The organism is Cytobacillus sp. QJM3NY_8 (assembly GCF_056173585.1).
Genome location: NZ_JBWBUY010000002.1, coordinates 11,947 through 37,909 on the forward strand (window position 1 = coordinate 11,947; position 25,963 = coordinate 37,909).

General features: G+C 35.9%; 31 protein-coding genes and 2 pseudogenes. 8 read left to right on the forward strand and 25 right to left on the reverse strand.

All coding sequences use genetic code 11. The annotated features are described in order from the left end of the window. Nucleotides 1-3 precede the first annotated feature (3 nt). From AC0VZ9_RS26965 to AC0VZ9_RS27005, 9 genes are all read right to left on the reverse strand, one after another. The gene (locus tag AC0VZ9_RS26965; protein ID WP_061792508.1) at nt 4-579 is read right to left on the reverse strand and encodes a sulfurtransferase TusA family protein; all 576 of its coding nucleotides are present in this window, start codon (nt 577-579) and stop codon (nt 4-6) included. Nucleotides 580-631: 52 nt separating this feature from the next. Further along, a complete protein-coding gene (locus tag AC0VZ9_RS26970) occupies nt 632-928 on the reverse strand; it encodes a rhodanese-like domain-containing protein (RefSeq protein WP_061792509.1) in 297 nt (98 codons plus the stop codon). Nucleotides 929-946: 18 nt separating this feature from the next. Next, nucleotides 947-1,306, reverse strand: a complete 360-nt coding sequence (locus AC0VZ9_RS26975) for a rhodanese-like domain-containing protein (RefSeq protein ID WP_061792510.1) — start codon at nt 1,304-1,306, stop codon at nt 947-949. Between the two features lie 40 nt (nt 1,307-1,346). Continuing rightward, nucleotides 1,347-1,826 (reverse strand): DsrE/DsrF/DrsH-like family protein, encoded by a 480-nt coding sequence (locus AC0VZ9_RS26980; RefSeq protein WP_061792511.1) that lies wholly within the window; start codon nt 1,824-1,826, stop codon nt 1,347-1,349. A gap of 67 nt (nt 1,827-1,893) precedes the next feature. Then, complete coding sequence (locus AC0VZ9_RS26985) at nt 1,894-2,121, reverse strand: sulfurtransferase TusA family protein (RefSeq protein ID WP_061792512.1); 228 nt, start codon at nt 2,119-2,121, stop codon at nt 1,894-1,896. An 83-nt stretch (nt 2,122-2,204) separates the two neighbouring features. Continuing rightward, nucleotides 2,205-2,468 (reverse strand): metal-sensitive transcriptional regulator, encoded by a 264-nt coding sequence (locus AC0VZ9_RS26990; protein WP_061792513.1) that lies wholly within the window; start codon nt 2,466-2,468, stop codon nt 2,205-2,207. Nucleotides 2,469-2,483: 15 nt separating this feature from the next. Further along, the gene (locus AC0VZ9_RS26995; RefSeq protein WP_061792514.1) at nt 2,484-2,861 is read right to left on the reverse strand and encodes a rhodanese-like domain-containing protein; all 378 of its coding nucleotides are present in this window, start codon (nt 2,859-2,861) and stop codon (nt 2,484-2,486) included. Nucleotides 2,862-3,012: 151 nt separating this feature from the next. Further along, a complete protein-coding gene (locus tag AC0VZ9_RS27000; protein WP_159871501.1) occupies nt 3,013-3,399 on the reverse strand; it encodes a DUF302 domain-containing protein in 387 nt (128 codons plus the stop codon). Further along, nucleotides 3,392-3,835, reverse strand: coding sequence for a DUF2892 domain-containing protein (locus AC0VZ9_RS27005; RefSeq protein WP_206698067.1), 444 nt, complete (start codon nt 3,833-3,835; stop codon nt 3,392-3,394). Before AC0VZ9_RS27005 ends, AC0VZ9_RS27000 begins: the two co-directional genes overlap by 8 nt. A gap of 114 nt (nt 3,836-3,949) precedes the next feature. On the opposite strand from AC0VZ9_RS27005, the gene AC0VZ9_RS27010 reads away from it, so the two are divergent. Beyond that, nucleotides 3,950-4,126 carry a hypothetical protein gene (locus AC0VZ9_RS27010; protein WP_169799751.1) on the forward strand — a complete coding sequence of 59 codons (177 nt, stop codon included), beginning with the start codon at nt 3,950-3,952 and terminating at the stop codon, nt 4,124-4,126. Here the strand turns inward: AC0VZ9_RS27010 and AC0VZ9_RS27015 are convergent. The 8 genes and pseudogenes from AC0VZ9_RS27015 to AC0VZ9_RS27050 all read right to left on the reverse strand — a co-directional run. Beyond that, nucleotides 4,123-4,902 (reverse strand): sulfite exporter TauE/SafE family protein, encoded by a 780-nt coding sequence (locus AC0VZ9_RS27015; protein ID WP_061792515.1) that lies wholly within the window; start codon nt 4,900-4,902, stop codon nt 4,123-4,125. The genes AC0VZ9_RS27010 and AC0VZ9_RS27015 overlap by 4 nt on opposite strands. Before the next feature lie 56 nt (nt 4,903-4,958). Beyond that, on the reverse strand, nt 4,959-5,192 hold the full coding sequence (locus AC0VZ9_RS27020; RefSeq protein WP_061792516.1) for a sulfurtransferase TusA family protein: 234 nt from the start codon (nt 5,190-5,192) through the stop codon (nt 4,959-4,961). 12 nt (nt 5,193-5,204) lie between these two features. Continuing rightward, the gene (locus tag AC0VZ9_RS27025) at nt 5,205-6,341 is read right to left on the reverse strand and encodes an MBL fold metallo-hydrolase (RefSeq protein WP_159871498.1); all 1,137 of its coding nucleotides are present in this window, start codon (nt 6,339-6,341) and stop codon (nt 5,205-5,207) included. A gap of 13 nt (nt 6,342-6,354) precedes the next feature. Further along, nucleotides 6,355-6,744, reverse strand: coding sequence for a DsrE/DsrF/DrsH-like family protein (locus AC0VZ9_RS27030; protein WP_061792518.1), 390 nt, complete (start codon nt 6,742-6,744; stop codon nt 6,355-6,357). A 15-nt stretch (nt 6,745-6,759) separates the two neighbouring features. Beyond that, nucleotides 6,760-7,332: a sulfurtransferase TusA family protein gene (locus AC0VZ9_RS27035; RefSeq protein WP_061792519.1), complete on the reverse strand. Its 573-nt coding sequence runs from the start codon at nt 7,330-7,332 to the stop codon at nt 6,760-6,762. Nucleotides 7,333-7,358: 26 nt separating this feature from the next. Next, a pseudogene (locus AC0VZ9_RS27040) lies at nt 7,359-7,676 on the reverse strand (rhodanese-like domain-containing protein). A gap of 371 nt (nt 7,677-8,047) precedes the next feature. Continuing rightward, nucleotides 8,048-8,521 (reverse strand): hypothetical protein, encoded by a 474-nt coding sequence (locus AC0VZ9_RS27045; RefSeq protein WP_159871496.1) that lies wholly within the window; start codon nt 8,519-8,521, stop codon nt 8,048-8,050. A 240-nt stretch (nt 8,522-8,761) separates the two neighbouring features. Next, nucleotides 8,762-9,093 (reverse strand): annotated as a pseudogene (locus AC0VZ9_RS27050) (rhodanese-like domain-containing protein); the annotation flags it as partial. 293 nt (nt 9,094-9,386) lie between these two features. On the opposite strand from AC0VZ9_RS27050, the gene AC0VZ9_RS27055 reads away from it, so the two are divergent. From AC0VZ9_RS27055 to AC0VZ9_RS27065, 3 genes are all read left to right on the forward strand, one after another. After that, complete coding sequence (locus AC0VZ9_RS27055) at nt 9,387-10,745, forward strand: IS1182 family transposase (RefSeq protein ID WP_159871992.1); 1,359 nt, start codon at nt 9,387-9,389, stop codon at nt 10,743-10,745. 805 nt (nt 10,746-11,550) lie between these two features. After that, nucleotides 11,551-11,904: a hypothetical protein gene (locus AC0VZ9_RS27060; RefSeq protein WP_475397534.1), complete on the forward strand. Its 354-nt coding sequence runs from the start codon at nt 11,551-11,553 to the stop codon at nt 11,902-11,904. Between the two features lie 118 nt (nt 11,905-12,022). Continuing rightward, nucleotides 12,023-13,138 (forward strand): IS4 family transposase, encoded by a 1,116-nt coding sequence (locus tag AC0VZ9_RS27065; protein ID WP_115596674.1) that lies wholly within the window; start codon nt 12,023-12,025, stop codon nt 13,136-13,138. 132 nt (nt 13,139-13,270) lie between these two features. Here AC0VZ9_RS27065 and AC0VZ9_RS27070 read toward each other — a convergent pair whose 3' ends face one another. From AC0VZ9_RS27070 to AC0VZ9_RS27090, 5 genes are all read right to left on the reverse strand, one after another. Beyond that, nucleotides 13,271-14,947: a TRAP transporter permease gene (locus tag AC0VZ9_RS27070; RefSeq protein WP_475397535.1), complete on the reverse strand. Its 1,677-nt coding sequence runs from the start codon at nt 14,945-14,947 to the stop codon at nt 13,271-13,273. A gap of 192 nt (nt 14,948-15,139) precedes the next feature. Then, entirely contained in the window at nt 15,140-16,165 is a 1,026-nt protein-coding gene (locus tag AC0VZ9_RS27075) for a TAXI family TRAP transporter solute-binding subunit (RefSeq protein ID WP_159871894.1), read from the reverse strand. Nucleotides 16,166-16,265: 100 nt separating this feature from the next. Then, nucleotides 16,266-17,738: an argininosuccinate lyase gene (argH, locus tag AC0VZ9_RS27080; protein ID WP_159871897.1), complete on the reverse strand. Its 1,473-nt coding sequence runs from the start codon at nt 17,736-17,738 to the stop codon at nt 16,266-16,268. 44 nt (nt 17,739-17,782) lie between these two features. Beyond that, entirely contained in the window at nt 17,783-18,502 is a 720-nt protein-coding gene (locus tag AC0VZ9_RS27085) for a GntR family transcriptional regulator (RefSeq protein ID WP_159871900.1), read from the reverse strand. A gap of 344 nt (nt 18,503-18,846) precedes the next feature. Further along, complete coding sequence (locus AC0VZ9_RS27090) at nt 18,847-19,452, reverse strand: restriction endonuclease (protein WP_159871945.1); 606 nt, start codon at nt 19,450-19,452, stop codon at nt 18,847-18,849. A gap of 208 nt (nt 19,453-19,660) precedes the next feature. Between AC0VZ9_RS27090 and AC0VZ9_RS27095 the strand changes: the two genes are divergently transcribed. From AC0VZ9_RS27095 to AC0VZ9_RS27105, 3 genes are all read left to right on the forward strand, one after another. After that, nucleotides 19,661-20,332 (forward strand): SOS response-associated peptidase, encoded by a 672-nt coding sequence (locus AC0VZ9_RS27095; RefSeq protein WP_159871948.1) that lies wholly within the window; start codon nt 19,661-19,663, stop codon nt 20,330-20,332. Nucleotides 20,333-20,554: 222 nt separating this feature from the next. Continuing rightward, nucleotides 20,555-20,650 (forward strand): putative holin-like toxin, encoded by a 96-nt coding sequence (locus AC0VZ9_RS27100; protein WP_222125080.1) that lies wholly within the window; start codon nt 20,555-20,557, stop codon nt 20,648-20,650. A 442-nt stretch (nt 20,651-21,092) separates the two neighbouring features. After that, complete coding sequence (locus AC0VZ9_RS27105; protein WP_159871942.1) at nt 21,093-21,254, forward strand: hypothetical protein; 162 nt, start codon at nt 21,093-21,095, stop codon at nt 21,252-21,254. 252 nt (nt 21,255-21,506) lie between these two features. Here the strand turns inward: AC0VZ9_RS27105 and AC0VZ9_RS27110 are convergent, their stop codons facing one another. After that, nucleotides 21,507-22,724, reverse strand: a complete 1,218-nt coding sequence (locus tag AC0VZ9_RS27110) for an IS110 family RNA-guided transposase (protein WP_159871966.1) — start codon at nt 22,722-22,724, stop codon at nt 21,507-21,509. A gap of 287 nt (nt 22,725-23,011) precedes the next feature. On the opposite strand from AC0VZ9_RS27110, the gene AC0VZ9_RS27115 reads away from it, so the two are divergent. Beyond that, complete coding sequence (locus AC0VZ9_RS27115) at nt 23,012-24,370, forward strand: IS1182 family transposase (RefSeq protein WP_251284898.1); 1,359 nt, start codon at nt 23,012-23,014, stop codon at nt 24,368-24,370. Between the two features lie 378 nt (nt 24,371-24,748). On the opposite strand, the gene AC0VZ9_RS27120 is transcribed toward AC0VZ9_RS27115, so the two are convergent. Both AC0VZ9_RS27120 and AC0VZ9_RS27125 read right to left on the reverse strand, forming a co-directional pair. After that, a complete protein-coding gene (locus tag AC0VZ9_RS27120) occupies nt 24,749-25,681 on the reverse strand; it encodes an IS3 family transposase (RefSeq protein WP_159871989.1) in 933 nt (310 codons plus the stop codon). Continuing rightward, nucleotides 25,615-25,914: a helix-turn-helix domain-containing protein gene (locus tag AC0VZ9_RS27125; protein WP_159871984.1), complete on the reverse strand. Its 300-nt coding sequence runs from the start codon at nt 25,912-25,914 to the stop codon at nt 25,615-25,617. The genes AC0VZ9_RS27120 and AC0VZ9_RS27125 overlap by 67 nt, the downstream gene beginning before the upstream one ends. Nucleotides 25,915-25,963 lie beyond the last annotated feature (49 nt).

Sequence of the window (25,963 nt, forward strand, 5' to 3'; positions counted from 1 at the left end):
TCCTTAATTATTTAAACTAACTGTTTTTCCAGTCCACTCGCTCATGCCTGGTACAACATTTATGACATTAGTAAAGCCTTTTTCTGCTAGCTTTTGCGAAGCAAGGTCAGATCGGCTTCCAGTACGGCAAATCACAAAAATATTATCTTCTTTGCTTAATTCGTTTAATCGATTTTCCAATTCTCCCAGAGGGATTGATATAGCATTAGGGATATGATTAAAAGCATATTCTGCTGTTTCCCTAACATCTAGTACCACAATGTTTTCATTTGCATTTAATTTTGTTTCAAGTTCGTCATTGTTGATTACATTTGGATGTTTTCTTTCTATCGTTTCATCACTAGAAGACTTTCTAAGATAGTGCTTTAATACTTCGCCTTCCTCCAATGTGCCCAAATATTGATGACCTGTACTTTCTGCCCATGCCTTGATATCGGCTTTTGACCCTTTATCTGTTGCTTGGACTTCCAAAACTTGCCCAGATTCTAATTGGTTCATTGCCTTTTTCGTTTTAACGATTGGCATAGGACACGCTAAACCTTTAGCATCCAGTGTCACATTTACATTTATTTTTTCCATTATTAAACCTCCTGTTTTATACCTACACGGGTATTAATTTAGTTAAAAATTTTTATTCCACTTTACCTTCCCAGGAAAGCATTCCACCTGTCATATTGATCACATTAAAGCCATAGCTTTCCAGAAACTGTGAAGCTCGACCGCTTCTAGCACCAGATCGGCATACTATGATATATTCTTTAGATTTATCTAGTTCATGCATGCGAAACTCAATAAGTCCTAGTGGAATGTTTATGGCTCCCGGAATTTTCCCTTCTGCCACTTCATCCACTTCGCGAACATCGATAATATCTATTTTTTTCCCTTCAAGTAATAATGTTTCTACTTCTTTTGCAGTCATTACTTTCATTGCTTATTCCTCCATTCATTATGACCAAGCGCTCATGCCGCCTTTTACATTAGTTACTTTTGTAAATCCTAATTTTTTTAACATCTTACTTGCCTTTTGGCTTCGCATACCACTTTGACAAATGACCACTACCTCTTTATCTTTTGAAAGTTGATTTGCTTTTTGATCCAATTGATGAAGTGGAATATTTTTGAATGATTTGATGTGATTTCCTTTAAATTCACCAGGTGTTCGGACATCGACAAATTGCTTATTCTTATCTTTTAACTCATTTTTTAACTCCGATGTGGATATATGTCTAATACCTTTTGCCGGTAAAATGCGTTGAATGATAAAAAATATGAAAAGTCCAATCAAGATATAATTTACATATTCCAAGTTTAGCCCCTCCTTTTTCGGGGAACCCCCCCATTTACCATTAGATAAACAGATTGACATTACCATCTTCAGCGTCTGCTAAATAGGCAGCAACCCCTGCATATTCAATATTATCTATTAATTCTTCTTGTTTAAGACCTAATAAATCCATGGTCATCGTACAAGCGACCAATTTAACATCTTGCTCTTGTGCCATTTCGATTAATTGAGGTAATGGAATTGCATTGTGCTTTTTCATTACATCTTTAATCATTTTAGGACCGAATCCAGCAAAGTTCATATTGGATAGCCCCATTTTATCAGCACCTCTAGGCATCATTTTTGCAAACATTTTTTCCATGAAACCTTTTTCCACTGGAATATTTTCATCTTTACGCAAGGCATTTAATCCCCAAAAAGTATGAAAAATAGTGACTTCATGATCGTAAGCAGCTGCTCCATTCGCAATGATATATGCTGCCATCGCTTTATCGTAATCTCCACTGAACAATACAATCGTTGTCTTTTTCTTATCTGTCATGGTGTTACCTCCTGAATGTTATTTTAACTAACCTATACTGGTACAGGTATTTTAAATAATAAAAAAATTATCCTTTTTTAATCCAAAACTTAAATACATCATTTTCCTCTTCATGTTTTATAAGTTCATGTCCACCAGAATTAGCCCAAGCAGTAAGGTCGTTCTTTGCGCCTTTATCCGTTGCATGAATTTCTAATATTTGACCTGATTCTATTTCGTTTATTGCTTTCTTAGTTTTAACAATTGGCATTGGACATGCTAAACCTTTTGCATCTAAGACTTTTGTAATATTCATTTATTATTCCTCCAGTTCGTCATAATTACCATTACCCATATGGGTATATTATTAACCAAAATGAAAGAGGGTGTCAACCTTTTTTAACGACTTTTTACAAGTAAATTAACAGCTTCTTTCACTAATTCTTCCATACTTTTTTCGTCATTTTCATTCGCTTTTTGTACACACTCCACTAAATTTTCACTGACAATAACGCCGATTGTACGATCAATTGCTGTTCTCGCAGCAGATAACTGAGTGATAACATCTTTGCAGTCTTTATTTTCTTCCATCATTCTTAAAATTCCTCTTAATTGTCCTTCAATACGTTTTACTCGATTTTTAATTTGATCATTATAATCCATTTTCTTACCTCCTTTTTAACAAAAAGTTCTTAAACTTATTTGATTTTCCTTTAATATTATATTGTTATTATTTGTAATTGAATATCCAACAACCCGGAAACCTTTTTTTCGCAATAATCGTATTCCAAAATTTTTTCCAAGTCTATTTGAAGCAACTACATGTAAGTCACCGTTGGTGATTTCATTGTAGTGCCTGTTAATATATGCAATTGGAATATTGATTGCTCCAGGTATGGGATCCTTGTAAGATTCATTATAGTCTCTTACATCAATTACTATTGTACTTCTATCTAATTCTCCCAGTTTTTTACAACACATTCCTAAAACAGGGAAGTATCTTCTGTAAAGGATACTACCAACAAATAAAATACTTAAAATAATAATTGTCTTCAAGAACTGCCCTCCTCTAAAAGGACTAACACTTACACGACTTATAATATACCCTATTGGGTATGGTGTCAATAAAAGAAATTAAAAAAATTATTATTGAATAAAAATCACTCGCCAAAACGAGTGATTTGAACGGTTCCCGATTATTTTTAATTTATTCCACAGCTTTATTCATACAGTTAATGAGTCGCTCTTCAATGTCTTTGGCTAAATTCTCCATTTTGTTATCATTTAACATACTTATAAGCGCTGTGGGTCTTGGCATTCCAATATGAGTATGTCCTTTATCTTCGTAAACCACAATCTTGCAGGGCAAAAAATAACCCGCCATATTATTTTCACTTAAAACTCTCTGCGCCTCAATCGGGTTACAAACTTCAAGCACTTTAAACTCTTTTTCAAACTCAATACCCTTTTCTTGAAGCTTATCCTTAATATCAAACATCCATAAAACACCGAATTTCTCTTCTTTTAATTTCTCCTCTAATCTTTGAATAGCATCATGGATGGTTTTATCCGTTGTAACCGTAAAATCAAACATTTTGATACTCCTTAAGATTTTTTGTGTTCTCTTTGTTTTCTAAGATTGTTTGAAGAGCCATCTTTTCATTAATTATTTCATTTGCTGTACGGACTCCACATTTTCTTATGATTGGTAATGGAGGACACCACCCCTGTAGAGAATGTTGGACCATAAAAATACTGGCAATCCCTGCGAGGGTGATCCACCTTTTATTATGGAATAATGCTAATATTGATGTAATTAAAACAATACCTGCGAAATTGATTTCCAAAACACGTTCAGTATCCCATTCATAATCTAATTCCTTTATTCGAGCATTAATGGCGTTTTCATTTTTAGCACGTATGCTATTGATTGTAGCTTTTGTTTTCTTGTGAATTTTATCATTAATTCTCTGACGGGTATTCCTATTTACTTTTGTTGTTGTAGGCGGAAAAAAATATTTGATGTTCATTCCGTTTTTCCTCCGGTACCATATATTGTACTAACGTATTGAAGTTTTTTTATTTTTCTATTATAATTCCTATTATATATATAGGAATTAACGGGATAAAGGAGAGTTAATGTTATGGGCTTATTGAGCCGTCTTTTTAATGAAAAATGTCCGCAATGCCAAAAAACATTAGAAACGAATAAATCCAATATTTATAAAGGAATTATTATAAAATCATGTCCGAATCTTCATTATCAAAAGGAATACCATCCTGCTCTTGAACTGTATGTTGAAAGTGGTAAAGTATCTTAAAGCAATATATCTGACCATATTTTAATTGACGTAGCTAATATTAATAATGCCAAAATCCATTGAAGGATTTTGGTATTTATTTTTTTTCCAACATTAGCACCAAGAGGAGAGGCAATTAGGCTTGCTATTACCATAATAAGTGCTGGAAAAAATTCTACTTGTCCGGTTGTGATTTTTCCAACAGTGGCGCCAATTGAAGAAATAAATGTAATGGCTAATGAAGTAGCTATGGTCATCCTAGTTGGAATTTTTAACACCACCAACATGATTGGAACTAGAATGAATGCACCAGCAGCCCCCACGATACCTGCTCCAATTCCTACAATTAAAGCAAGAACCGCAGCAAGCCATTTATTAAATTTCACTTGATCCAGTTGAATTTCATCAATTCCTTTTTTAGGCAAGAACATCATCACAACTGCAATCAAAGCTAAAATTCCATAAACCAAATTAATTCCACTTTCTGTCATGAGCCTAGAGCCATACCCACCAACAAAGCTACCTATTAATATTGCTACACCCATATAAATGATTAAAATTTTATTTAAATATCCACCCTTACGATAAGCCCAAACCCCACCGATGGTTGCGAAAAAAACTTGAACTGCACTAATTCCTGAAACTTCATGTGCACTGAAGGCTGCTAAACCAAATAATGGTGGTAGATATAAAAGCATGGGATATTTTATAATAGAACCACCAATTCCAACCATCCCGGAAATAAAAGAGCCTATAAAACCAATTAAAAAAATAACCACTATAAAAACGAGATCCACCTACATCCCTCCAATAAAAAGGAAAGGTAACCGTGATAGTTACCTCTCACATTTTTTCAACCTTTTTTTATCCAAAATTTTAGAACACCGTTTTCTTCCTCATCTTTTATTAGCTCATGACCACCAGAATTTGCCCAAGCGGTTAAATCATTTTTTGCCCCTTTATCTGTCGCATGAATTTCCAACACTTGACCCGAAGTTAATGTATCCATTTCTTTTTTTGTTCTTACAATCGGCATTGGACATGCTAATCCTTTACAATCTAACACTTTGTCAACTTGTCCAGTCATGATTTCCTCCTTTTATCTGACAGCACAACGATTTGGTCCAATTTCCATTTCTCGTTGCTGTTCTTCATCTGGAGTAATTTTCCCCATATTTGTTTCCCTAATTTCTTGATAGGAATTTGGTTGTGGCGGTAAGTTTTCAGTTACTGTTTTTCTAAATTCATTTTCATCTGTGATATTTAATCCATGATTTTTTTGATATAAAGCACCAAGTTTTTCAGAAATACTGCCGTCTTCATTCATTTCATTGATACCCATATAATGAGCAGGCAAGACTAATAAATTATCAGCGAGATCTTTGTAACGTTTATATAACGTATTTCGTAAATCTCCTACCCAATCTTCTGCTTTTCCTGCTAAATCTGGTCGTCCAATAGAATCAATAAATAATATATCCCCGGTTAACAAATATTGATCATCAATGATAAACGATGTACTACCGATAGTATGCCCTGGAGAATAGACGGCTTTAATGGTTGTCTTGCCCACCTCATATTCGTCACCATCATTTATTTGTTGATAATCAAAGGTGACTTCTGTTGCATCTTTTGGTGGGAGGTGGTAGGTTGCACCTAATTTTTCCGCCAGTTTTCTTCCTCCAGAAATGTGGTCAGCATGTAAATGAGTATCCAAAACATGAGTTAATTTAATGTTATGCTCTTTAATATAGGTTTCGTATGGTTCTAACATTCGATTTGTATCAATCATGGCGCCTTCTCCGTTTGATTCAACCAGATAAGATAGGCAGCCTTTCCCGATACGGACAAATTGATAAATAGCTCCGCCATTTTTCAATTCACCGATCTTTATGGGTTCTAAATGTTCACTCCATGCTTTCATTCCGCCCTCAACAGAGTAAACATTTGTAAAGCCAGCTTCTGAAATTTGTTGCGCTACAAACTCTGAGGAACCACCTTTTGCACATATTACATAAATTTCCTTATTTTTAGGTAACTTATCTTCAATGGAATCAACACCTTCCAATAAGTCAAAATAGGGAGTATTAATGATTTCCACATTTTTCCCTTCAATTTTCCAATCATCAAAATCATCTGTGTTTCGTGCATCTAAAATGAATAAATCTTCATGATTTAATACTTTTCTGGCAAGTTCTTTTACCGTTATGGTTTTGACAGCCGTTTCTGTATCCATTTTTAAATCTCCTTTAAAAAGTAAGTGTTACGTCCGCATCTTTAGCAAAGGTTAAAAAAGTAACAGCACCACCAACATCAATTCCCTCTACAAAATGTTCTTTTTCTAGACTCATGACATCCATCGTCATTTGGCAAGCAATCATCTTAACACCCATCTCACTTGCCATTGAAACTAGTTCCTCGACAGGAGGCACATTTGCTTTTTTAAACCCCTCTTGAAAATGTTCAGCACCTGGAGGCAAAGGTAAATTTTTATGTCCCTCTTTATGAATGAGGTTTAATCCTTCAAATGTAAAGAAAATTCCAACCTCCGCATCCGTTGCAGCAGAGGCTGTTGCAATATTAAAAACTTTATAAGCATCAAACATTCCACCATTTGCGGCTATGATAGCTACTTTCATTGTTTTCCTCCTTATTTAATGACTTTTATTGATTGGTCCGGTCCAATCCTTCATACCAGGTACAACATTTTTTATGTTTTTAAATCCTTTTTCTGTTAGTTGTTGCGCTGCAAAATCACTACGTGTACCGGTTCTGCAAATAATATGGAGATTTTCCTCATTATTTAACTCTTCGAAACGGTGTTCTAATTCTCCAAGCGGTATATTAATGGAACCTGGAATGTGACCAAAGGCATATTCTGCTGGTTCTCTTACATCTAGTACGGTAATTTTTTCATTACCTTCTAGCATATTTAACAGGTCATCTAAACTGACAACATCGGGATGCTTAGCTTCTGGTCTTTCTTCTTCAGATCTAGCCTTACGAAGATAATGTTTTAATACATTTCCTTCTTCAACTGTTCCTAAATATTGATTACCGGTACTATCAGCCCAAGCTTTTAAATCAGCTGTCGACCCTTTATCGGTTGCTTGAATTTCCATGACTTGTCCAGGTTCAAGTGTCGTCATCTCTTTCTTTGTTCTAACAATTGGCATAGGACATGCCAAACCCTTAGCATCCAACACCTTATTTACTGTAACCTCCATCAACTTTTCCCTCCTTTCTTCATTTATTATCTTTCAATATCATCTTTCCATGCCAACATACCACCAACCATATTTTTCACCTTATATCCTTATTCTTTTAAAAATTCAGCCGCCATCCCACTTCGGCTTCCTGATCGGCATACCATAATATGCTCCTTATCTTTTTCAATTTCATGAATTCGATCTTGTAGTTCACCCAAAGGGATATGATGAGCACCAGGAATTTTCCCCTGAGCTACTTCTTCATATTCACGGACATCTATGATGTTTTGGACTCTTCGCTCTTTTATATTTTTTGAAACTTCTTCGGGTAATATTTCATCCAGTATGGTTTTCCCAGCCATTTTAATCACTCCTTACAACTTTTTCTGTAATAGGTTTTGTCAATAAAGTATTTTTATGTTTATGAAAATGGAAATTAATCACAGGGTTTTTACTCCAGTATTTTTAAGACGTTATGATTTTATCCCATCTATTAATTTTTCAATTATCATATAAATCCATAGGGATTTTGGTGTATAACATTTAAAAGGAGTAACTATAAAAAAATTGTTGTTGAAGGTGGAGTTGCAGTAGGGGAACTACGGGGCTTTGGGGTTAGACCCAGAAAATATCCTTGCAGCTGACTTCACTAACCCATCACAAAGAACATGTTTGCACCTGGTTCTACTATATTTAAAATGTTCGACCCTGCTGATTTTTGCAGGGTCTTTACTTATACAGTCATTTTATTTTTATTAATGTATTTTTCAATGGTTCTCTGAAATCCGTAGATAAAAATTGCAAAACTGATAAACATAAAAAAGATATACTGCTGCTTAAAATGAATTAACCGAAAAATCCTCATTCTTTGAAATAAATTGGTTAAAGGATAAGCAAACAACCAATCTAAAATCAGATTGATTCCAAGATACTTAAATAAATTGTCAAATGAAAATTTAAACACCCAAAGTGTCCCAATGAAAAAGAGGCTTAAAACAAATGATACATTTGTAACTAAATCCGGAATAATATGGGTTTTTACTTTCCACCAACGTCTCGAATGTGCTATTTCACTTATAATCGAAAGTAGCAGTGTTACAAAGGTAGCAGAGGGTAAAAAACGAAAAAAAGATTTCTTCCCTATAAAAGGAATAGTTAATAACGGAAAAATTAATAATCCCCACATAACCCTTCGTGTAGTTTTCATATCTACTCCTTCCTTCTCACCGGTGCTGAAAATGGCAATAACTCCTATAAATATTAACTTTTCCAAAATTACAATCTAATATGAATGTCATTTCGCTTCAGAATTTATATCTCACTCACAATCAGCAATTGCAACCTTATTATTTTTTCACCTTTCTCAACAGCTATATTTTTCACTTCTTAAACATTGAGTGTTTGGAAAATATTAAAAGCACAACTCGAAAATACGAGTCATGCTTTTTTAAATTACTTTTATTCTTTTTAAAAGTGTATGACCAGCATTTTTCGTCCGAGCTCGCTGGCAAGTCACTCAAGGCACCCTAATCAGCACATGAATCTCTATGACTTGTCTGCTACTTAATTTGTTCATACCAATGTCATTTTTTTAGTTTCAGTATTCTTACTAATATTGGTGCCGTATACAGAGGAATATGTTTTCCAACCTCCATCTACATTTTTAACTTTGTATACATTATTTTTTAGGATACGGCTTGCTAAATATCCTCTTAATCCAACCTGGCAACTAACATAAACAGTCTGATCTTTTGGGATTTCTCCTAATTTATTTCTTACGAAAGATTGCCATTCATAATTGAGTGCGAGATCCGCTGGCTGGCGCAGTAGCGTTGGCATAGTTGCCTGTAAAAAATCAAGTTTATCGACAGCAGTATCCAATCCAATTGTATGTTCGACTTTATCCTCTTTATCGGATATGCCTGAGAGTCAGATGTTAAGTGCACTATCATGTATAAAATAAGCACCCTATTAGGGTGCTTCAGACTGTCGACAAACTCGATGAAAATCGTGCTTGTCTGCAGTCTTTTTTATTTTAAAATAGAAGTAATACAATGCTTGAGGTGATTTAAATGCTTTCAAAACATAATCCAATTCAACGGGATCAAATTGAAATGGTTGCTTTAGACGAACTTGTACCGGCGGACCATTTGGTCCGCAAAATTGAGGCGGCGATTAATTTCTCATTCATCTATGACTTGGTAAAAGATAAGTATTCAGAAAAAGGCCGCCCAAGTATTGACCCTGTAATATTAATTAAACTCACATTTATTCAATATACCTTCGGTATTCGCTCCATGCGTCAAACAATTGAAGAATTGAAAACGAATATGGCTTATCGATGGTTTTTAGGATATGGCTTTCACGATAAAGTTCCTCACTTCTCAACTTTCGGTAAAAATTATGAGCGCCGATTTAAAGACACCGATCTCTTTGAACAAATATTTTACCGAATCTTAAAAACCGCAGCTGAAAAGAATTTAATTAGTGCTGAACACGTTTTTGTAGATTCTACTCATGTAAAAGCGAGTGCAAATAAACGCAAATTTGAAAAGAAAGTTGTTCGAAAAGAAACCCGTGCTTATCAAGAACGCCTTCAAGAGGAGATTAACCAAGACCGCGAGGATCATGGAAAAAAGCCGTTTCCACCAGATAAGTTTGATAAAGAAGAATACAAAGAAATCAAGGAAAGTACAACAGATCCAGAGAGTGGCTACTATGTAAAAGATGAGCGTACAAAACAGTTCGCTTATTCTTTCCATGCGGCCGCAGACCGCAACGGCTTCGTGTTAGGCGCAATTGTAACCCCTGGTAACACGCATGATAGTCATATTTTAGAGCCATTGGTAGAACAAGTCATTGAGAAAGTTAGTAAACCAAAAGCTGTTGCGGCAGACGCAGCCTATAAAACACCTGCTATCACGAGCTACTTATTGAAAAACGACATCACACCTGCTTTACCTTACACACGACCTCGCACAAAAGAGGGTTTCTTCAGAAAACATGAGTATGTTTATGATGAGCATTTTGACTGTTACATTTGCCCAACTGGTGAGATATTAAAATATACTACAACTACAAAGGAAGGGTATCGTCAATATAAATCAGATCCTCGAATTTGTGCTGGATGCCCTTTCTTGTCTCGATGCACACAGAGTCAAGCACATCAAAAACTGATTCAACGTCATGTGTGGGAGGAACATGTGGAAGAAGCAGATCATCTTCGCCACCATCAAGACGTCAAACCGATCTATGAAAAACGCAAAGAAACAATTGAACGAGTATTCGCAGATGCAAAAGAAAAGCATGGCATGCGTTGGACAACCCTCAGGGGACTTAAAAAAATGTCGATGCAGGCGATGCTTACTTTCGCTGCCATGAATTTGAAGAAAATGGCCAACTGGACTTGGCAAGGTCCAGAAATGGCCTAAATGATAACCTCGGAGAGGTCTGCAATTCTCTGTAATTACTTGAAGTCCTACAAATAATCAAAAAAAGAGTTCGGAATGAGACTATTCCGAACTCTTTTTGTCTACAAACTGAAGCACCCTATTAGGGTGCTTATTGGCTCTCATTCTATATTATTTGTTGTTACGTCAATCTACGGGTGAGAGTTCTGAAAATTTAACCAATTTAATTTCATTATCTCTTTTTATTTCGCAATACCCACTATCATAAATCCAATGAATAATATAAATTTTTGATTCAAATATTACTTTTGTTCCTTTGTTAAACAAATAATCTATCCCCCGAATTCAGAAGAGAGCCTTAAATAATTTATCAATGAATCCGTTTTATTGTCAAAATGCAATTAATGGAATTAGATTATACCATTATAAAAAATCATCCTACTTAGCAGGGCGATTTTTTAAATAATCATAAAATGTGGTTCGGCTGATTCCAATTTTCTCTGTTATTTCTTTAACTCAATTGGGAAAAACGGATAAAGAACTTGTTCGTATGATACCAACAAGCTATGTGGAATTAAAGGACGTAAGAGAGCAGCTCAAATTATTATATCATGGTTATTTCGAGTTTGAGGTAGAAAGATACAAGCAAGCAAGAACACTCCTGAAAGAAGGTAATCAAACGAAGAAATTGTTGAAAAAACAAACATAAGTTTCTATGAATTAGAACTGGTGAAACAACAGCTTAAGCAATACGAGGAAAAGTTTATATGGGAATTGAACGCAGAACAGTGACAGTTATCAAAGATGACAATATAGGAGTGAACAAATGAAGAAAATTTTATTAATTTTAGCGATAGCATTCTTCACTGTTGGTAGCGGTGCTTCTGCAGAAGTTGCAGGTGAAGGAGAAGTAATAGAAATAAAAGACAAAACTACAAAAACATTTATGTACCAAATACTATCGATGCCATACATACACCATGTTGCATCAGATTTTTACCATAAAAAATACAATGCGGAGTCAATTGGATGGGGAGGTCTTGAATCAGAAAATATTCGTATCTGGATACAAGAAGCTAAGCCCAATCCAGGTGAGGCTAGCTATACCCACATTGTAAAAGTATATATCCCATATGAAAAAATTATTATTAACGATAACACTAGTGTTGCGTTAATTTAATTTGACTATTGGAAATACTTAAAATGTTCAATTTTATTATTTTGTGCAAAGAAAAAGTCCTTTATAATGGATAAGTCAGGTGGTAACCCGTCCAAATCCACTATAAAAGGACATACGCATGGACAAGATTACACGAAAAAATTCATTTGGACAATGGTTTTCACCAATAAACCTTCAATTATTTGAAGAACAGGTGAAAACGATGAAATTAGATTACTATACGAAAAAACTAACGACTGAGTCATTCCTTAAATTACTACTTTTTGCGCAACTACAAGAAATCGAAAGTCTGCATGCACTAAGCGATAGTCTATTCGATGACCAGCTTCAAAAAGGAATCGACCTTGATTCTATCAGTATTTCTCAGCTGTCACGCCGATTGAATGGGATGAATCCAGATATATTCCAAAGGCTTTTCCTTGATTTAGTATCACAAATTCATACCAAAACGTACTATACGAAACTTGTGATGCCGTTAAAAATTATTGATTCAAGCACGCTGCCACTCAATTTAACCAATCATAAATGGGCAAAATTTCGCAAAACAAAGGCGGGAGTAAAGTTGCATCTCCGTCTTGTGTTTATGGAAAAAGGTACTTCCTATCCTGAAAAAGCCGTTATGACAACTGCAAAAGAACATGACCGTGGTCAGCTTGAAATCATGGTGGATGACAAGGAATGCATGTATGTGTTTGATCGTGGCTATCTAGACTACGAGCGCTTTGATCGCATGACTGATGATGGCTACTTTTTTCTTTCCAGACTACGTAAAAATGCAGTCATACGGGAAGTTTTCGATTTTAACCTACCAGAGAAAGCGGCTGTTTTGTCAGACCAAATGGTATTGATTGGTACGACTCAAAACCGTGCTGAAAATTACTTTCGCCTTCTAAAAGTGATGGATTCAAAAGGAAATGAACTCCAGCTTATTACGAATCGTTTTGATTTGAGTGCCGAAGAAATTTCGGAGATGTACAAATCTCGCTGGGCAATTGAGCTATTTTTTAAGTGGATTAAACAACATCTCAGCATCAAAAAATTCTACGGTCAAAGCGAATGGGCAGTTCAAAATCAAGTGTTTATCGCACTGATTGTTTTTTGCCTACATGTTCTCGTACAAATCGAAACAAAAAGTAAGCGAAAAACCTTACAAATTAGCCGTTATTTAAGGGCTGCATTGTGGAAACCAGCGAATATCTGGCTTCGAAAGATTGAAGGAAAAGCCATCCCTTAAATAAACAAATTGTCGTTGTCGCACAGGTCTAATTGTAAATAAAATCCAAATGGATGGAGCCACCTTTAATAGGGTATTTACCTTTTTGGCTCTAATCAAGAAAGATGATTAAACTGAAAATTATGACATTATTTATACAACACTAGTGTAACGATAAAAAAGAAATAAAAACAGCTGATACGTTTGTTTTTGCAATCGATGGAGATATGTTTTCACTTTGTTCTGAGTCGCATCAGCAATACCTGCAGCTGCGTATGCTGCTAGTGCTACAGGTGGTGTAAACGCTGACAAACAAGCAAAATAGAATACAAACATATGTGCAGCTAAAGGAGATACTCCCATCTGAATTAATGCTGGGGCAACAACTGCGGCTGTTATTAAGTAGGCTGCGGTTGTAGGAAGTCCCATTCCTAATATAATCGTTGCACACATAGTCATTACTAAAGCCAATGCTAAATTATCCCCAGCCAATGATAAAATCAATGAAGCAAATTTTAGCCCAGCACCTGTTAAATTTAAAACCCCGATGACGAGCCCAGCAGTTGCACATGCGGCAATCATTCCAAGAGCAGATTGGGCACCGTCAGCTAAACAATTAATGAGTTTTGAAAAGGTCATCCTTGTATGCTTTTTAAAAAAAGATACAATAATTGTTGATGCAATTGCCCAAATTGCTGCTTTAATTGGACTTGTATTTAAAATGGTCATTGTAAAAATTAGAACTAACAATGGGATAAATAAATGACCTTCTTTTATAAGAACATTTTTTATGTTCGGAAGTTCATTTTTAGGTAAACCCTTTAAGCCTAATTTGGCCGCCTGTAAATCAATCATAATCATGACTGTAAAAAAGTATAATAATGCGGGTACGATAGAAGCATAAACGATATTAAGATAGGAAGTTCCTAACAATTGAGCCATAATAAAAGCGGCTGATCCTAATATAGGCGGCATAATTTGTCCGCCAGTTGACGCTACTGATTCCACCGCACCAGCATAACGGGAGGGATAACCTATTTTCTTCATCAATGGGATAGTAAAAACACCCGTTGATACCACATTCGCCACTGAATTTCCAGAAACTGAACCAAATAAAGCACTTGAAACAACAGCTGCTTTGGCTGGTCCTCCTCTTTTTCCACCAGTTGCACCAATTGCAAAGTCTATAAAAAACCTACTTCCTCCAGTAACTCCTAAAAAAGATCCAAAGAGTATAAATAAGAATACAAAGGTTGCGGACGCACCGATGGGCACACTAAATATTGCATCCATACTATTTAAATAACTTAATATACGATCCCAGCTATACCCCCGGTGTCCAAGGTCACCAGGAATATACTTTCCAAAATGTGCATACAGGATAAAAATTAAAGCTAGGATCGGGAGAATTAATCCCGTTGTTCTTCTGGTAATTTCCAAAACAGCTCCAATTAAAATGATGCTCACTAACAAGTCCAATGGGGTAGGGGCGACACCTATTCTATAAATTAATTCGTCCATTTCAATAATTAGGTAAGAACCTGCAAATAAAACTAGCAATATAAAAATATAATCAATAATGCTAGCTAATAAGCTTTTATAGGCTGACCTCCTCATTGGGTAAATCATAAATATCAATATTGCCCCAAGTCCTAAGTGGACTGTGTATAAAACCCATGGTGTAATTGGATAAAAGCCTAGCACATATAGGTGAAATAACGACATAAATACTGCTATAAGGGTGAAAAGCTTTAACTCTATCCCACTAAGAGCTTTCCTTGAGCCAGAATTCTCTTGAATCTTCAAATCAGCTATTTTTTCTTCAGACACGGCGAACCTCCCGATAACAGATTCCTTTAGTTTGAAATTTTATCTCATATTTTGTAGATACATATTATTTGTTAGAAAATAAAGGATTATATATAATTATAATGGGGACTTCTTGACCTTTTTTATTAACCAAGAAGTCTCCTTTTGGAAAATTATCGAACTCCCTTAATTTCTTTCTATAATAAGAAATTTCTATTTTGATTCAGGAGGCATAAGGTGATCAGGAATTTCAACTCCAACTTCCTTATAATACTTAACTGCACCAGGATGGTACGGGACAGTACTATACTTAACATTCTCAACCAGCGTTTCTTTAGCACTTGGGTCCACTGCTAATAAGTCTTCATGTTTTTCAAATGTTGTTTTCACCAGATTATATACTAAATCTTCAGATAATTCAGATGATGCAATTGCTATGTTCCAAAAGCCTGGCAGTAAAATATCTTCTTCTTGGTGCTTATAAGAACCATTCGGAATAGTTGCCTCAGACCAATAAGGATACTTTTCTAGTGCCTTTTTCATTTCATCTTCAGTTAAACCAATTTGCTGAACTTCGTGCGTAGTTTCAAGATCAAGCATGAAAGGCCCCGGTACTCCTGTGACCGCAAAACCAGCATCGATTGTTCCATCACGTAAACCATCAACTGCGGTATTAGTTGGTATGGCATTAACCCTAGCCGGCTCTGATCCTAATACCTCTAATAGCCCATTTCCTGCTTCAGCACTAGTACTTCCTGGAGCACCTGTACTAACATTTTTACCATCAAAGTCGCTAATGCTAGTAATACCACTATCTTTTAAACTGTACATATGCATGACACTAGCATACATTGGAAAAATCGAACGAATCTTAGTATATTTTTTATCTGCCCAACCTTCTCCGTTATAGGCTTCGCCTCCAAGCCAAGCGGTCACAAAGCCTAAATCCATCTCTCCATTTTCAATTAATTGAATATTTGCATTTGGACCACCTGTAACTTCTACAGCAATGTCAGTACCTGGGACATTCTTTCCGATAATATCTGCCCAGCCGCCTCCCCATACATAGTAAGTACCACCTTGACTAGAAGTGCCTAAGAGCAATCTATGTTCTTCTGCTTTTTCCTTATCAGTACTTCCGCTATCATTAGTTTTCGAAGTGCTACTTTGAGAACAACCTACAAGAGCAAGAGTTAAAGCAGCAACTATAATAAATAACTTTGACAATGTGCTTTTCATTTAATTTTCTCCCCCTATCAATTTTTTATTAACTCAACCCTTTCCTTATTACTCTACTAAACCTATTAAATCTTGCCCCCCCTTTACCTAGTTAGTATTTTCACACCTGAGCTTTTGACAATTGTTGCTTTTTATATTGAAAAATACCTTGATGCTCAGTTAACCATTCTTTATCCTGCTTGAGTACTTCATTTAATTTTTGCAGCTGTTTTTTAACTTCCTCTGGCGCTGGGCCACCAATTGTATTCTTTGATTCGACATTATATATCGGATCTAAAGCCTTTTGAATACCGTCTTTAGATAAAATTATTTCTCTACCTAATACTAATTTTGATATATCCTTAACGATCTCTGAGTTTATTTTAGAAACCGGTATTTTTTTATCTATCATTTCACTTACTAGGTGCCCTACAACCTGATGTGCTTCTCTAAATGAAATATTTGCCTCGCGAACGATTGTATTAGCAAGCTCAGTAACTGTTGAGAAGTTCTCTAATGAGCGAATATACATTTTTTCTTCATTAAATTTTAATGTTTTGATTGTCGCTGTCATAAGGTGAAGACAAGAGTCTACCTCATAGAAAGCATCCCATAGATATTTAAAGCTTTCAGTGGCATCACGACTATGTCCATAAGAAGTGTTCTTTAAACAACTAGTTACTGAAACTAAAGCAGCAATTATATGTCCTGATTTTGCTTTGATATGCTCTAATGTAATTGGATTTTTCTTCTGTGGCATGATGCTGCTGCTAGCAGCTACCGAATCCCCTACTTCAACAATTCCAAATTCATCAGTAGACCATATGTATAGGTCATGACTAAAACGACTTAAGTTGTTCATAAATATATTCATAGCTGAAAGCGCTTCTAAAACGTAATCTCTAGAAGCCACGCCATCAATTGAGTTAGCCATTGCGTTGTTAAATCCTAGTAGTTGTGAAGTTTCTTTGCGGTCAATATTAAAAGATGTTGATGCCATTGCTCCGGCACCTAGTGGGGAGGTGTTGGTCTGGTTGAAGGATTGTCTAAATCGTTTAAAGTCTCTTTCTAATGCTGAGAGAATAGCCGACAGATAATGAGCAAGTGTTACTGGCTCTGCAGGTTGCATATGAGTATAACCTGTTAAAACAGTATAAAGCGTGTTTTCGGCTATTTTAATAATTTCTTCTCGAAGCTTAATGATCTGTTCACAAATGCTCAGAAGATTATCTCTGCTGTTCATCCTTGCCAAGGTGGCATATAAATCATTTCTACTTCGGCCGGTATGAAGTTGACCACCAACCTCAACACCTACTATCTTTATGAGAGCAGCTTCTATATTAAAATATAACTCCTCTAATTTAGGGTCTAATTCTAAGCTAGAGGCACCCTTTTGATTTATCTCTTCAAGCGCCTCCATAATTTTCTGCCCATCCTCACGCGTAACAATTCCATTGGAAATTAACATTACTAAATGTCCTTTATTAATATCCATAATATTAGTAAAGGATCTCTTTTGCTCAGCCTCTAAAGCTGGCAAAAGAAGATAATTAATTACCTCATCTGAAAGATCAACTTTTAATCTTTCTCTCAAAAAAATCACTCCTTTGATTTTAATATTTAAGAAACAATTTAATCTCAGAGTTGAATTTCTGAACTAAATTGGACTTTACATCTGTCTCCCCTAATAATACTAGTAAATAAAATAACTGGACTTCCTTGTGGGGTCATTACTAACTTTGTTATCTTTAAAGCAGGTTGATTTTGTTCTACTTCTAAAATTTTTGCCTCAAAAGAATCTAGTAGCACAGGCTCAATAGAGTTCTGATATTTTGTCATTATAATTCCGTATTTTTCAGTTATTAGATCAATAAGCTTTCCTTCGAGATTATTATCAAGCAAGTCTGGAATAAGACCAACTGGGATATAAGATTTCTCAATTGCAGCAGGCTCATCATTAAAAAATCTTAAGCGAATGATTTCAAATACTTTTTCCTGATCTTTTAAATTAAGCACTTTTAATTTCCCCGCTGTACCCTCTATAACATTTATACTAATTGGAGTATGCTTTGTTCCTAGTTCTTCAGGAAAAGTAAAGCTAATAAAGTTCCCCTCAATTTTAGGCTTAGAAACAAAGGTGCCCACACCTTTCTTTCTTGTTAAAATACCTTCGTTAACTAACTCCAATATAGCCTGCCTCATGGTAGATCTACTAACAGAAAAGTTTTTTGCTAAATCTACCTCATTCGGAATTTTATCACCACTTTTCCAATCACCATTTTCGATTTTTTCCCTGATGAGCTCCTTTATTTGGTAGTACAATGGAATGCCACTATGTTCGTTAATTAATTCCTTCATCTTAATTCCTCTTTATTCAAATTTTGTTTTTTATTTCTCCGTTTATTACCTTTTTAACATACCAAAACCAATTGCACTATTGAAAATTTTAATGATTCGAAATATAGGTTCTATGACTTCTATTTTTAGAATATTATCAAGACTTTGTATGTACGTATGTTCATATGTCTGTACATATTGGTATTATAAAATATGATTTTTCAAAACACAATAAAAATTTTTAATTTTTAATTTGTTTTTTGTTTTTCACCCTCTTCCTTTTATGAACTATTTACTGATGTTGCAAACATTTAGTGGAATCTGGTGAATAATAAAAACCCCTCTCAAATTGAGAAGGGCTTATATTATACGTACTCGGGTAATACTTGCTTAATTTCCTGCTCAGCATTTTCTAATCCAGCTAACCAAAGTTCAACCAGCTTAACACCGTCAATTAGTTCAATGTTTAATTCTTCTGCATACTCTTTAGCATTTTTAGTGAAAGATCCAGTAGTAACAATATATCCACCTAAAGCTCCTTCCTTGACCATATTAGAATGAATGATGGCAATACAGTCAAATGCTAAATCACCTTTAAAACATTTTACCTGACCTAAATATTTTCCTTCTTCCGTAACATGCTCAAAGTCAACTCCAAAGTCACCAGTTGGAGGTGATACCCAAGTACTCCCTCCTCTAGCTTTTTCAAATACTTCCGCAACGAAGGATTCAAACAAAAAGGGGTCTTGTTTTATAAAGATTGAATTTTCCTTAATAGGGTTTTTATCATCCTCATACTCTTTCCTAAATCTAAGGTACAACCCCATCGCTAAAGTTCTTTTTATTTCTAGACTACTATCAATATGACTTGCTAATAAAGCAGTTTTATAATTCGTTTGCCTTTTCACTCTTTGGAATTGTACAAAAGCTGCAATTAATACTACGGCTATCATTATTTCGACCAATAACATTAGACCGCCTCCTTATAGTTAAGGTATCGGTTATTTAAGAGGAAATTATTCAAATAATTCACTTTGGCCTATGGTGTTATAAAGGTATACTTAATTGAAGCCTAATCTGTTTTACACTTTTCTACATGCGGATAAGATAGTATCAAAACGATTAAGAATTTACAGAAGTCGAAGAAATCCAATGAAAATGAGAAATGGGGTTTTCTTGATGTGTGGACGTTTTTCACTTACTGAAGATATTTCCGCTCTGCAGCAATATTTTGACTTTGAAATCTCTGAGGAAATCTCTCCTCGATATAACATTGCTCCTAGCCAAAGAATCCTAACGGTCATCTCTGATGGGCATGAAAGAAGAGCTGGCACAATGAAATGGGGCCTGGTTCCCTTTTGGGCCAAAGACGAAAAAATAGGCTACAAAATGATTAATGCTAGAGCTGAAGGAATCGATGAAAAACCTAGTTTTAAACACGCTTTCAAGCGAAGACGCTGTTTAGTCGTGGCAGATGGGTTTTACGAGTGGAAAAAGCAAGAGGATGGCAACAAGCAGCCTTACCGCTTTATTATGAAAAATAAAAAGCCATTTGCTTTTGCGGGGTTATGGGAAACCTGGAAAAAAGGACAGCAACCTCTTCACAGCTGTACAATTATTACAACCACACCAAATGAAGTTACCGAGGATGTTCACGATCGCATGCCAGTAATCCTTCATCAGGATAGCTTTGATTTGTGGCTAAATCCTAAAAATGACGATACAGAGCATCTTAAATCATTACTTGTGCCCTTTCCAGCAGAAGAAATGGATTTGTATCCTGTTTCTACAATGGTTAACTCGCCAAAAAATGATATAGCTGATATTCTTACTCCGTTGAATAGTATGTAAATGCTGTATAGTTTAGAAAAAAGCTTATGGCTTCGATGGCTTTGTGAAACTTGAAAGTAGAATTTACCTTATACTAGGCTAAATCAGCCGGTTCAAAAAAACACTAAGGGTACTTTTTTAATATAGGTGCTCTTCCCCCCTCTATGATATACTTTTTATGTACAGCAATCGCAGGGTGGGCAGCGGTCCCCTCCAATCCATTGAGGAAAGGGGGTGCCGCTGATGGTTACGTATGAAGCAATGAACTTGATGGTGAGCTTTGCTACACTTATCGTTGCCGTGATCGCTATAGGTATTTCTTCAAACAAAAAGAAGTAGCCTACCCTGCACATCGCCAAAATGTGAGTAGGACTACTTCTATTCAGGATTGGCCGCTGCACTTCATGCAGCTTGCTGTACATTGAGGTCCTGGTGACAGCCAGGATCTCTTTTTTTAATATATGGACTTTATAGTTAAATTATAAACATAAAATTTATAATAAGTAAAGCAGTCTATATAAACCTGCTATATATCATCCCGTGATTTTATAATGGGAAGACTCCACGGTTTTCTAGCTGGAAAAATACAATACTATATCGATACCTACAATGAATATGAAATAAAGTGGTTGTAAAATAGATGGGTCATTTGTCGTGAGGAAATAGCGCAGATGCCTCTTGAATAGTTTGAATCTTTCAACAAATATGCATATTTGCATATTTATCCCTCCTTTTATTTGGTATTTTATTACTATAAATAAGTTAATAAAAGGAGATTATTATGAAAAAAGAATTAAGTAAAAAAATTTTATCTTGCTTTCTATCGGTAACGATTACAGCTATTGCGCTTTCTCCAATTAGCCAAGCTGCAACCGATGTAGCTACTACCGATCCCAATACAGACTTACCATGGGAGCACGCACCTCAATTACCTAATACATAAACTTTGTTTATGTATAAAACCCCCTTTAATAAAGGGGGTTTCAGACTGTCGACAAACTCGATGAAAATCGTGCTTGTCTGCAGTCTTTCTTACGATTAGTCAAGCACCTTTAAACCGTTAATTTATTTTCTGTATAAATGAATCCCCTTCAACGTTGTGTTTGAAGAGGGGCCAGATTTATAGGTATACCTAATAGGCCTAGTGATTTCGCGTTTTTTAACTAGACCTGCCTTTGTGGTATTATGTACTAAACTATGATTGGGTGGCTAACCGGAAGTCATAGTTCATATTGTGTGTAATAAGGTGGAAGATAATCTTCAAAAGCTTATTCACACAGGCAATGGATGCAACCTTATGGCACTTGTTATAGGGTTGCGTTTTTAATTTATCGTAATAATCAACAATATGGTTTTGACTGAAACGGCGTAGTTTAATCATGTTCTGGATAATGATAAAAAGGAGCTTACGTAAATGCTTATTGCCACGTTTATTAATCTTGTCCTTGTAAAAGGTTTTACCTGATTGGTAACGGCGAATATCAATACCAGCGTATGCGTTTAGCTGCTTATTGTTTTCAAAACGTCTAATATCCCCTATTTCTGCCATTAGACGTACTGCGGTGTTTGAGCCAATCCCCGGGAAACTGAGGAGAATATGGTATTCAGCCCGGCTTTCTGCTAGTTGCGCCATGTCCTCGATACACCTTTCTTTCATGGATAGGAGTTCCTGGTAACGCCTAGCGTAAGATATCAGCTGGCTACACAGGACATCGGTTGACGAAACGGCAGGAAATGATAAATGCGCTGCTTCAAGCAATTGAGTAGCTTTTTTTTCAGCCCTTGCGGTAGAAATATTCTTATCAGTGTTTGTCCGGATTTTGTTCTTTATAACCGTTTTTGAATGTTGGAGCACCAAGTCTGGATGTGGGTACAATTGAACAATATTGAGGAATAGCTCTGATTTGGTTGTAAAGATTTTTTCCAGTTCCGGAAAGGTTAGCTGAATAACTTTATGCATGCGGTTGCGTGTTACGGATAACTCGTCATCAAGTTCACTGTAAAATCGGGATAGCGACTTCAATTGGAGAAAAAGATCTTCTGTGCCATTTCGATTAGTCCTTTGCGTTGAAAAGTGGGTAAGGGCAAGTTGGTGGGCATCACTCTTATCCGTTTTGTGGATCCTCAAGGAGTCGCACTGGAGCTTAGCTTCCAGGGGATTCAAGGAACAATAGGAAAAACCATTTACATTCATAAACCGCTCCAATTGCCTGGAATAGACCCCAGTTGATTCAAATACAATATGTGGCTGTTCACCATAACCTTCTGTTAATCTGTCGATCCTCTTCTTTAAGTTTTCAAATTCAGGCCGTGAATGCTTGATTTCTCCTTCATAAATACACTTTTTTAGTGTGTTGTAAATTACCATGTAGCTTTTGCCCATACTTACATCAAATGCGATGACATGTTTCACGTTATTTCCCCCAAAAAAGTTTTGAAGTTCCCTCACTTACTCTTATCGACTCCCATTTCTTATACACGATCTCAAGGATCCAACATACTTAAACCTGATTCGAATAAGGTAAGTGAAGAAGGTCAGTTTTTTGTACGGATTCTAAGATCCTAAGACTGCAACGACCTATTCTTCACTTCTACTATATAAAAAAATAGTAGTGCCAACCAATGCCTTGGTCAGCACTACTAATCTTAGTATGTTTTTTATTTTAAAATAGAAGTAATACAATGCTTGAGGTGATTTAAATGCTTTCAAAACATAATCCAATTCAACGGGATCAAATTGAAATGGTTGCTTTAGACGAACTTGTACCGGCGGACCATTTGGTCCGCAAAATTGAAGCGGCGATTAATTTCTCATTCATCTATGACTTGGTAAAAGATAAGTATTCAGAAAAAGGCCGCCCAAGTATTGACCCTGTAATATTAATTAAACTCACATTTATTCAATATACCTTCGGTATTCGCTCCATGCGTCAAACAATTGAAGAATTGAAAACGAATATGGCTTATCGATGGTTTTTAGGATATGGCTTTCACGATAAAGTTCCTCACTTCTCAACTTTCGGTAAAAATTATGAGCGCCGATTTAAAGACACCGATCTCTTTGAACAAATATTTTACCGAATCTTAAAAACCGCAGCTGAAAAGAATTTAATTAGTGCTGAACACGTTTTTGTAGATTCTACTCATGTAAAAGCGAGTGCAAATAAACGCAAATTTGAAAAGAAAGTTGTTCGAAAAGAAACCCGTGCTTATCAAGAACGCCTTCAAGAGGAGATTAACCAAGACCGCGAGGATCATGGAAAAAAGCCGTTTCCACCAGATAAGTTTGATAAAGAAGAATACAAAGAAATCAAGGAAGGTACAACAGATCCAGAGAGTGGCTACTATGTAAAAGATGAGCGTACAAAACAGTTCGCTTATTCTTTCCATGCGGCCGCAGACCGCAACGGCTTCGTGTTAGGCGCAATTGTAACCCCTGGTAACACGCATGATAGTCATATTTTAGAGCCATTGGTAGAACAAGTCATTGAGAAAGTTAGTAAACCAAAAGCTGTTGCGGCAGACGCAGCCTATAAAACACCTGCTATCACGAGCTACTTATTGAAAAACGACATCACACCTGCTTTACCTTACACACGACCTCGCACAAAAGAGGGTTTCTTCAGAAAACATGAGTATGTTTATGATGAGCATTTTGACTGTTACATTTGCCCAACTGGTGAGATATTAAAATATACTACAACTACAAAGGAAGGGTATCGTCAATATAAATCAGATCCTCGAATTTGTGCTGGATGCCCTTTCTTGTCTCAATGCACACAGAGTCAAGCACATCAAAAACTGATTCAACGTCATGTGTGGGAGGAACATGTGGAAGAAGCAGATCATCTTCGCCACCATCAAGACGTCAAACCGATCTATGAAAAACGCAAAGAAACAATTGAACGAGTATTCGCAGATGCAAAAGAAAAGCATGGCATGCGTTGGACAACCCTCAGGGGACTTAAAAAAATGTCGATGCAGGCGATGCTTACTTTCGCTGCCATGAATTTGAAGAAAATGGCCAACTGGACTTGGCAAGGTCCAGAAATGGCCTAAATGATAACCTCGGAGAGGTCTGCAATTCTCTGTAATTACTTGAAGTCCTACAAAAAATGAAAAAAAGGGTTCGGAATGAGGCTATTCCGAACTCTTTTTGTCTACAAACTGAAACCCCCTTTAATTGGTCAAGCCCCCATATAGTGGAGATATTAAAAAACCGGAGCTGTTTCCTTTTGGAAATGGCTCCCTTTCGGTTTTATTTTAGTTATTTCATTCTTTTTATTTACTTGACATGGAGCCTCGTCACGCATGATTCTCGCTCTAGGAAGCAGGTTTGTAACACAACTAGCTCCCCTATGACGGTATCATGCGTTGCTCCATATCAAGTAGTGCACTTTAAATAATTTGTGAGTTCCTTTTGAGGGACCCATTTCCTTATGCTATAAGATTCTGGCGACGATAATTTACTGGCGACTGTTTATTTAACCGCTTTTGTCTCCTTATATGATTGTAATGATGAATATATTGATGGATTTTTGCTTCTAATTCTTCAATATTTTGTACAGAATAGGGATGATAAGCTTCTGTTTTTAAATGGGAAAAGAAGCTTTCAATACAGGCATTATCGAATGGATTGCCTGGACGGGACATGCTTGGTTGAATATCATAGGATTCGAGCGTGTCTTGATAAAGTTTGGATGTGTATTGTGTTCCCCGGTCGCTATGGAGGATGACACCTTGCACATCCTTTTCTTTTTGAACAGCTTGGTATACAGTTTTTATTACGAACATCGTTTCACTATTATTCCTTGCCATTTCGTATGCAATAATCTCATTATTGTACAAATCCATTATGGCAGATAAGTGTAACTTTTCGTCCCCGATTGAAAAGGAAGTGATATCTGTAACCCACTTTTTATTAGGTTGGTCAACCGAAAAGTCTCTATTGATGATATTTGTTGTAATCGTTTCTGGTTCAGTGCGCTTATACTGATTATAGTTTGAAGATCTGTGTTTCTTCCGAATAATTGATTGAATTCCAAGTTCCTTGTAGAGTCGAAAGACTCTTTTATGATTGATTTGCATTCGGTATTCTTCCTGAAGTTCCATATGAACACGCCGATAACCCCATTGCTTATTGGATTTCTCATATAATTGCAGAATCAGCTGCTTCAATTCAACATCCCTATCAAAACGTATATACTTTTTGTATTTGTAGTATCCACTTACTGATACCCCAAGAAATTTACAAAGTTCCGCTACATTAAATTGTTCTCTTAAGAGATCAACTACCTGAAACTTTAATTTCTTCCCTCCCTCATCAAGATTTCCTGAAACTTTTTTAAAACAGAATTCTCCATTTCCAATTTCCGAATGTAACGCTCTTGATCTGTATACTCTTTCCTTCGACCCCTATTATCTAAATAAAATGCTTGTCCTTCTTTTTGATATTTCCTCCACCAAGTCTTTACAGTATTTCTGCTTGGGATATTTAGTTTGTCAGCTACCTGTTGTGCTGAAAAACCTTCTTCTTTTAACTGGATCGCTTCCGCTTTAATCTCCAAAGAATAACTTTGTAACCTTTGCCCTTTTTTGGCCATAAAAATCACCCCTTAAGTCAATGTTGCCCAACTGTGGGTTTTTCAACAT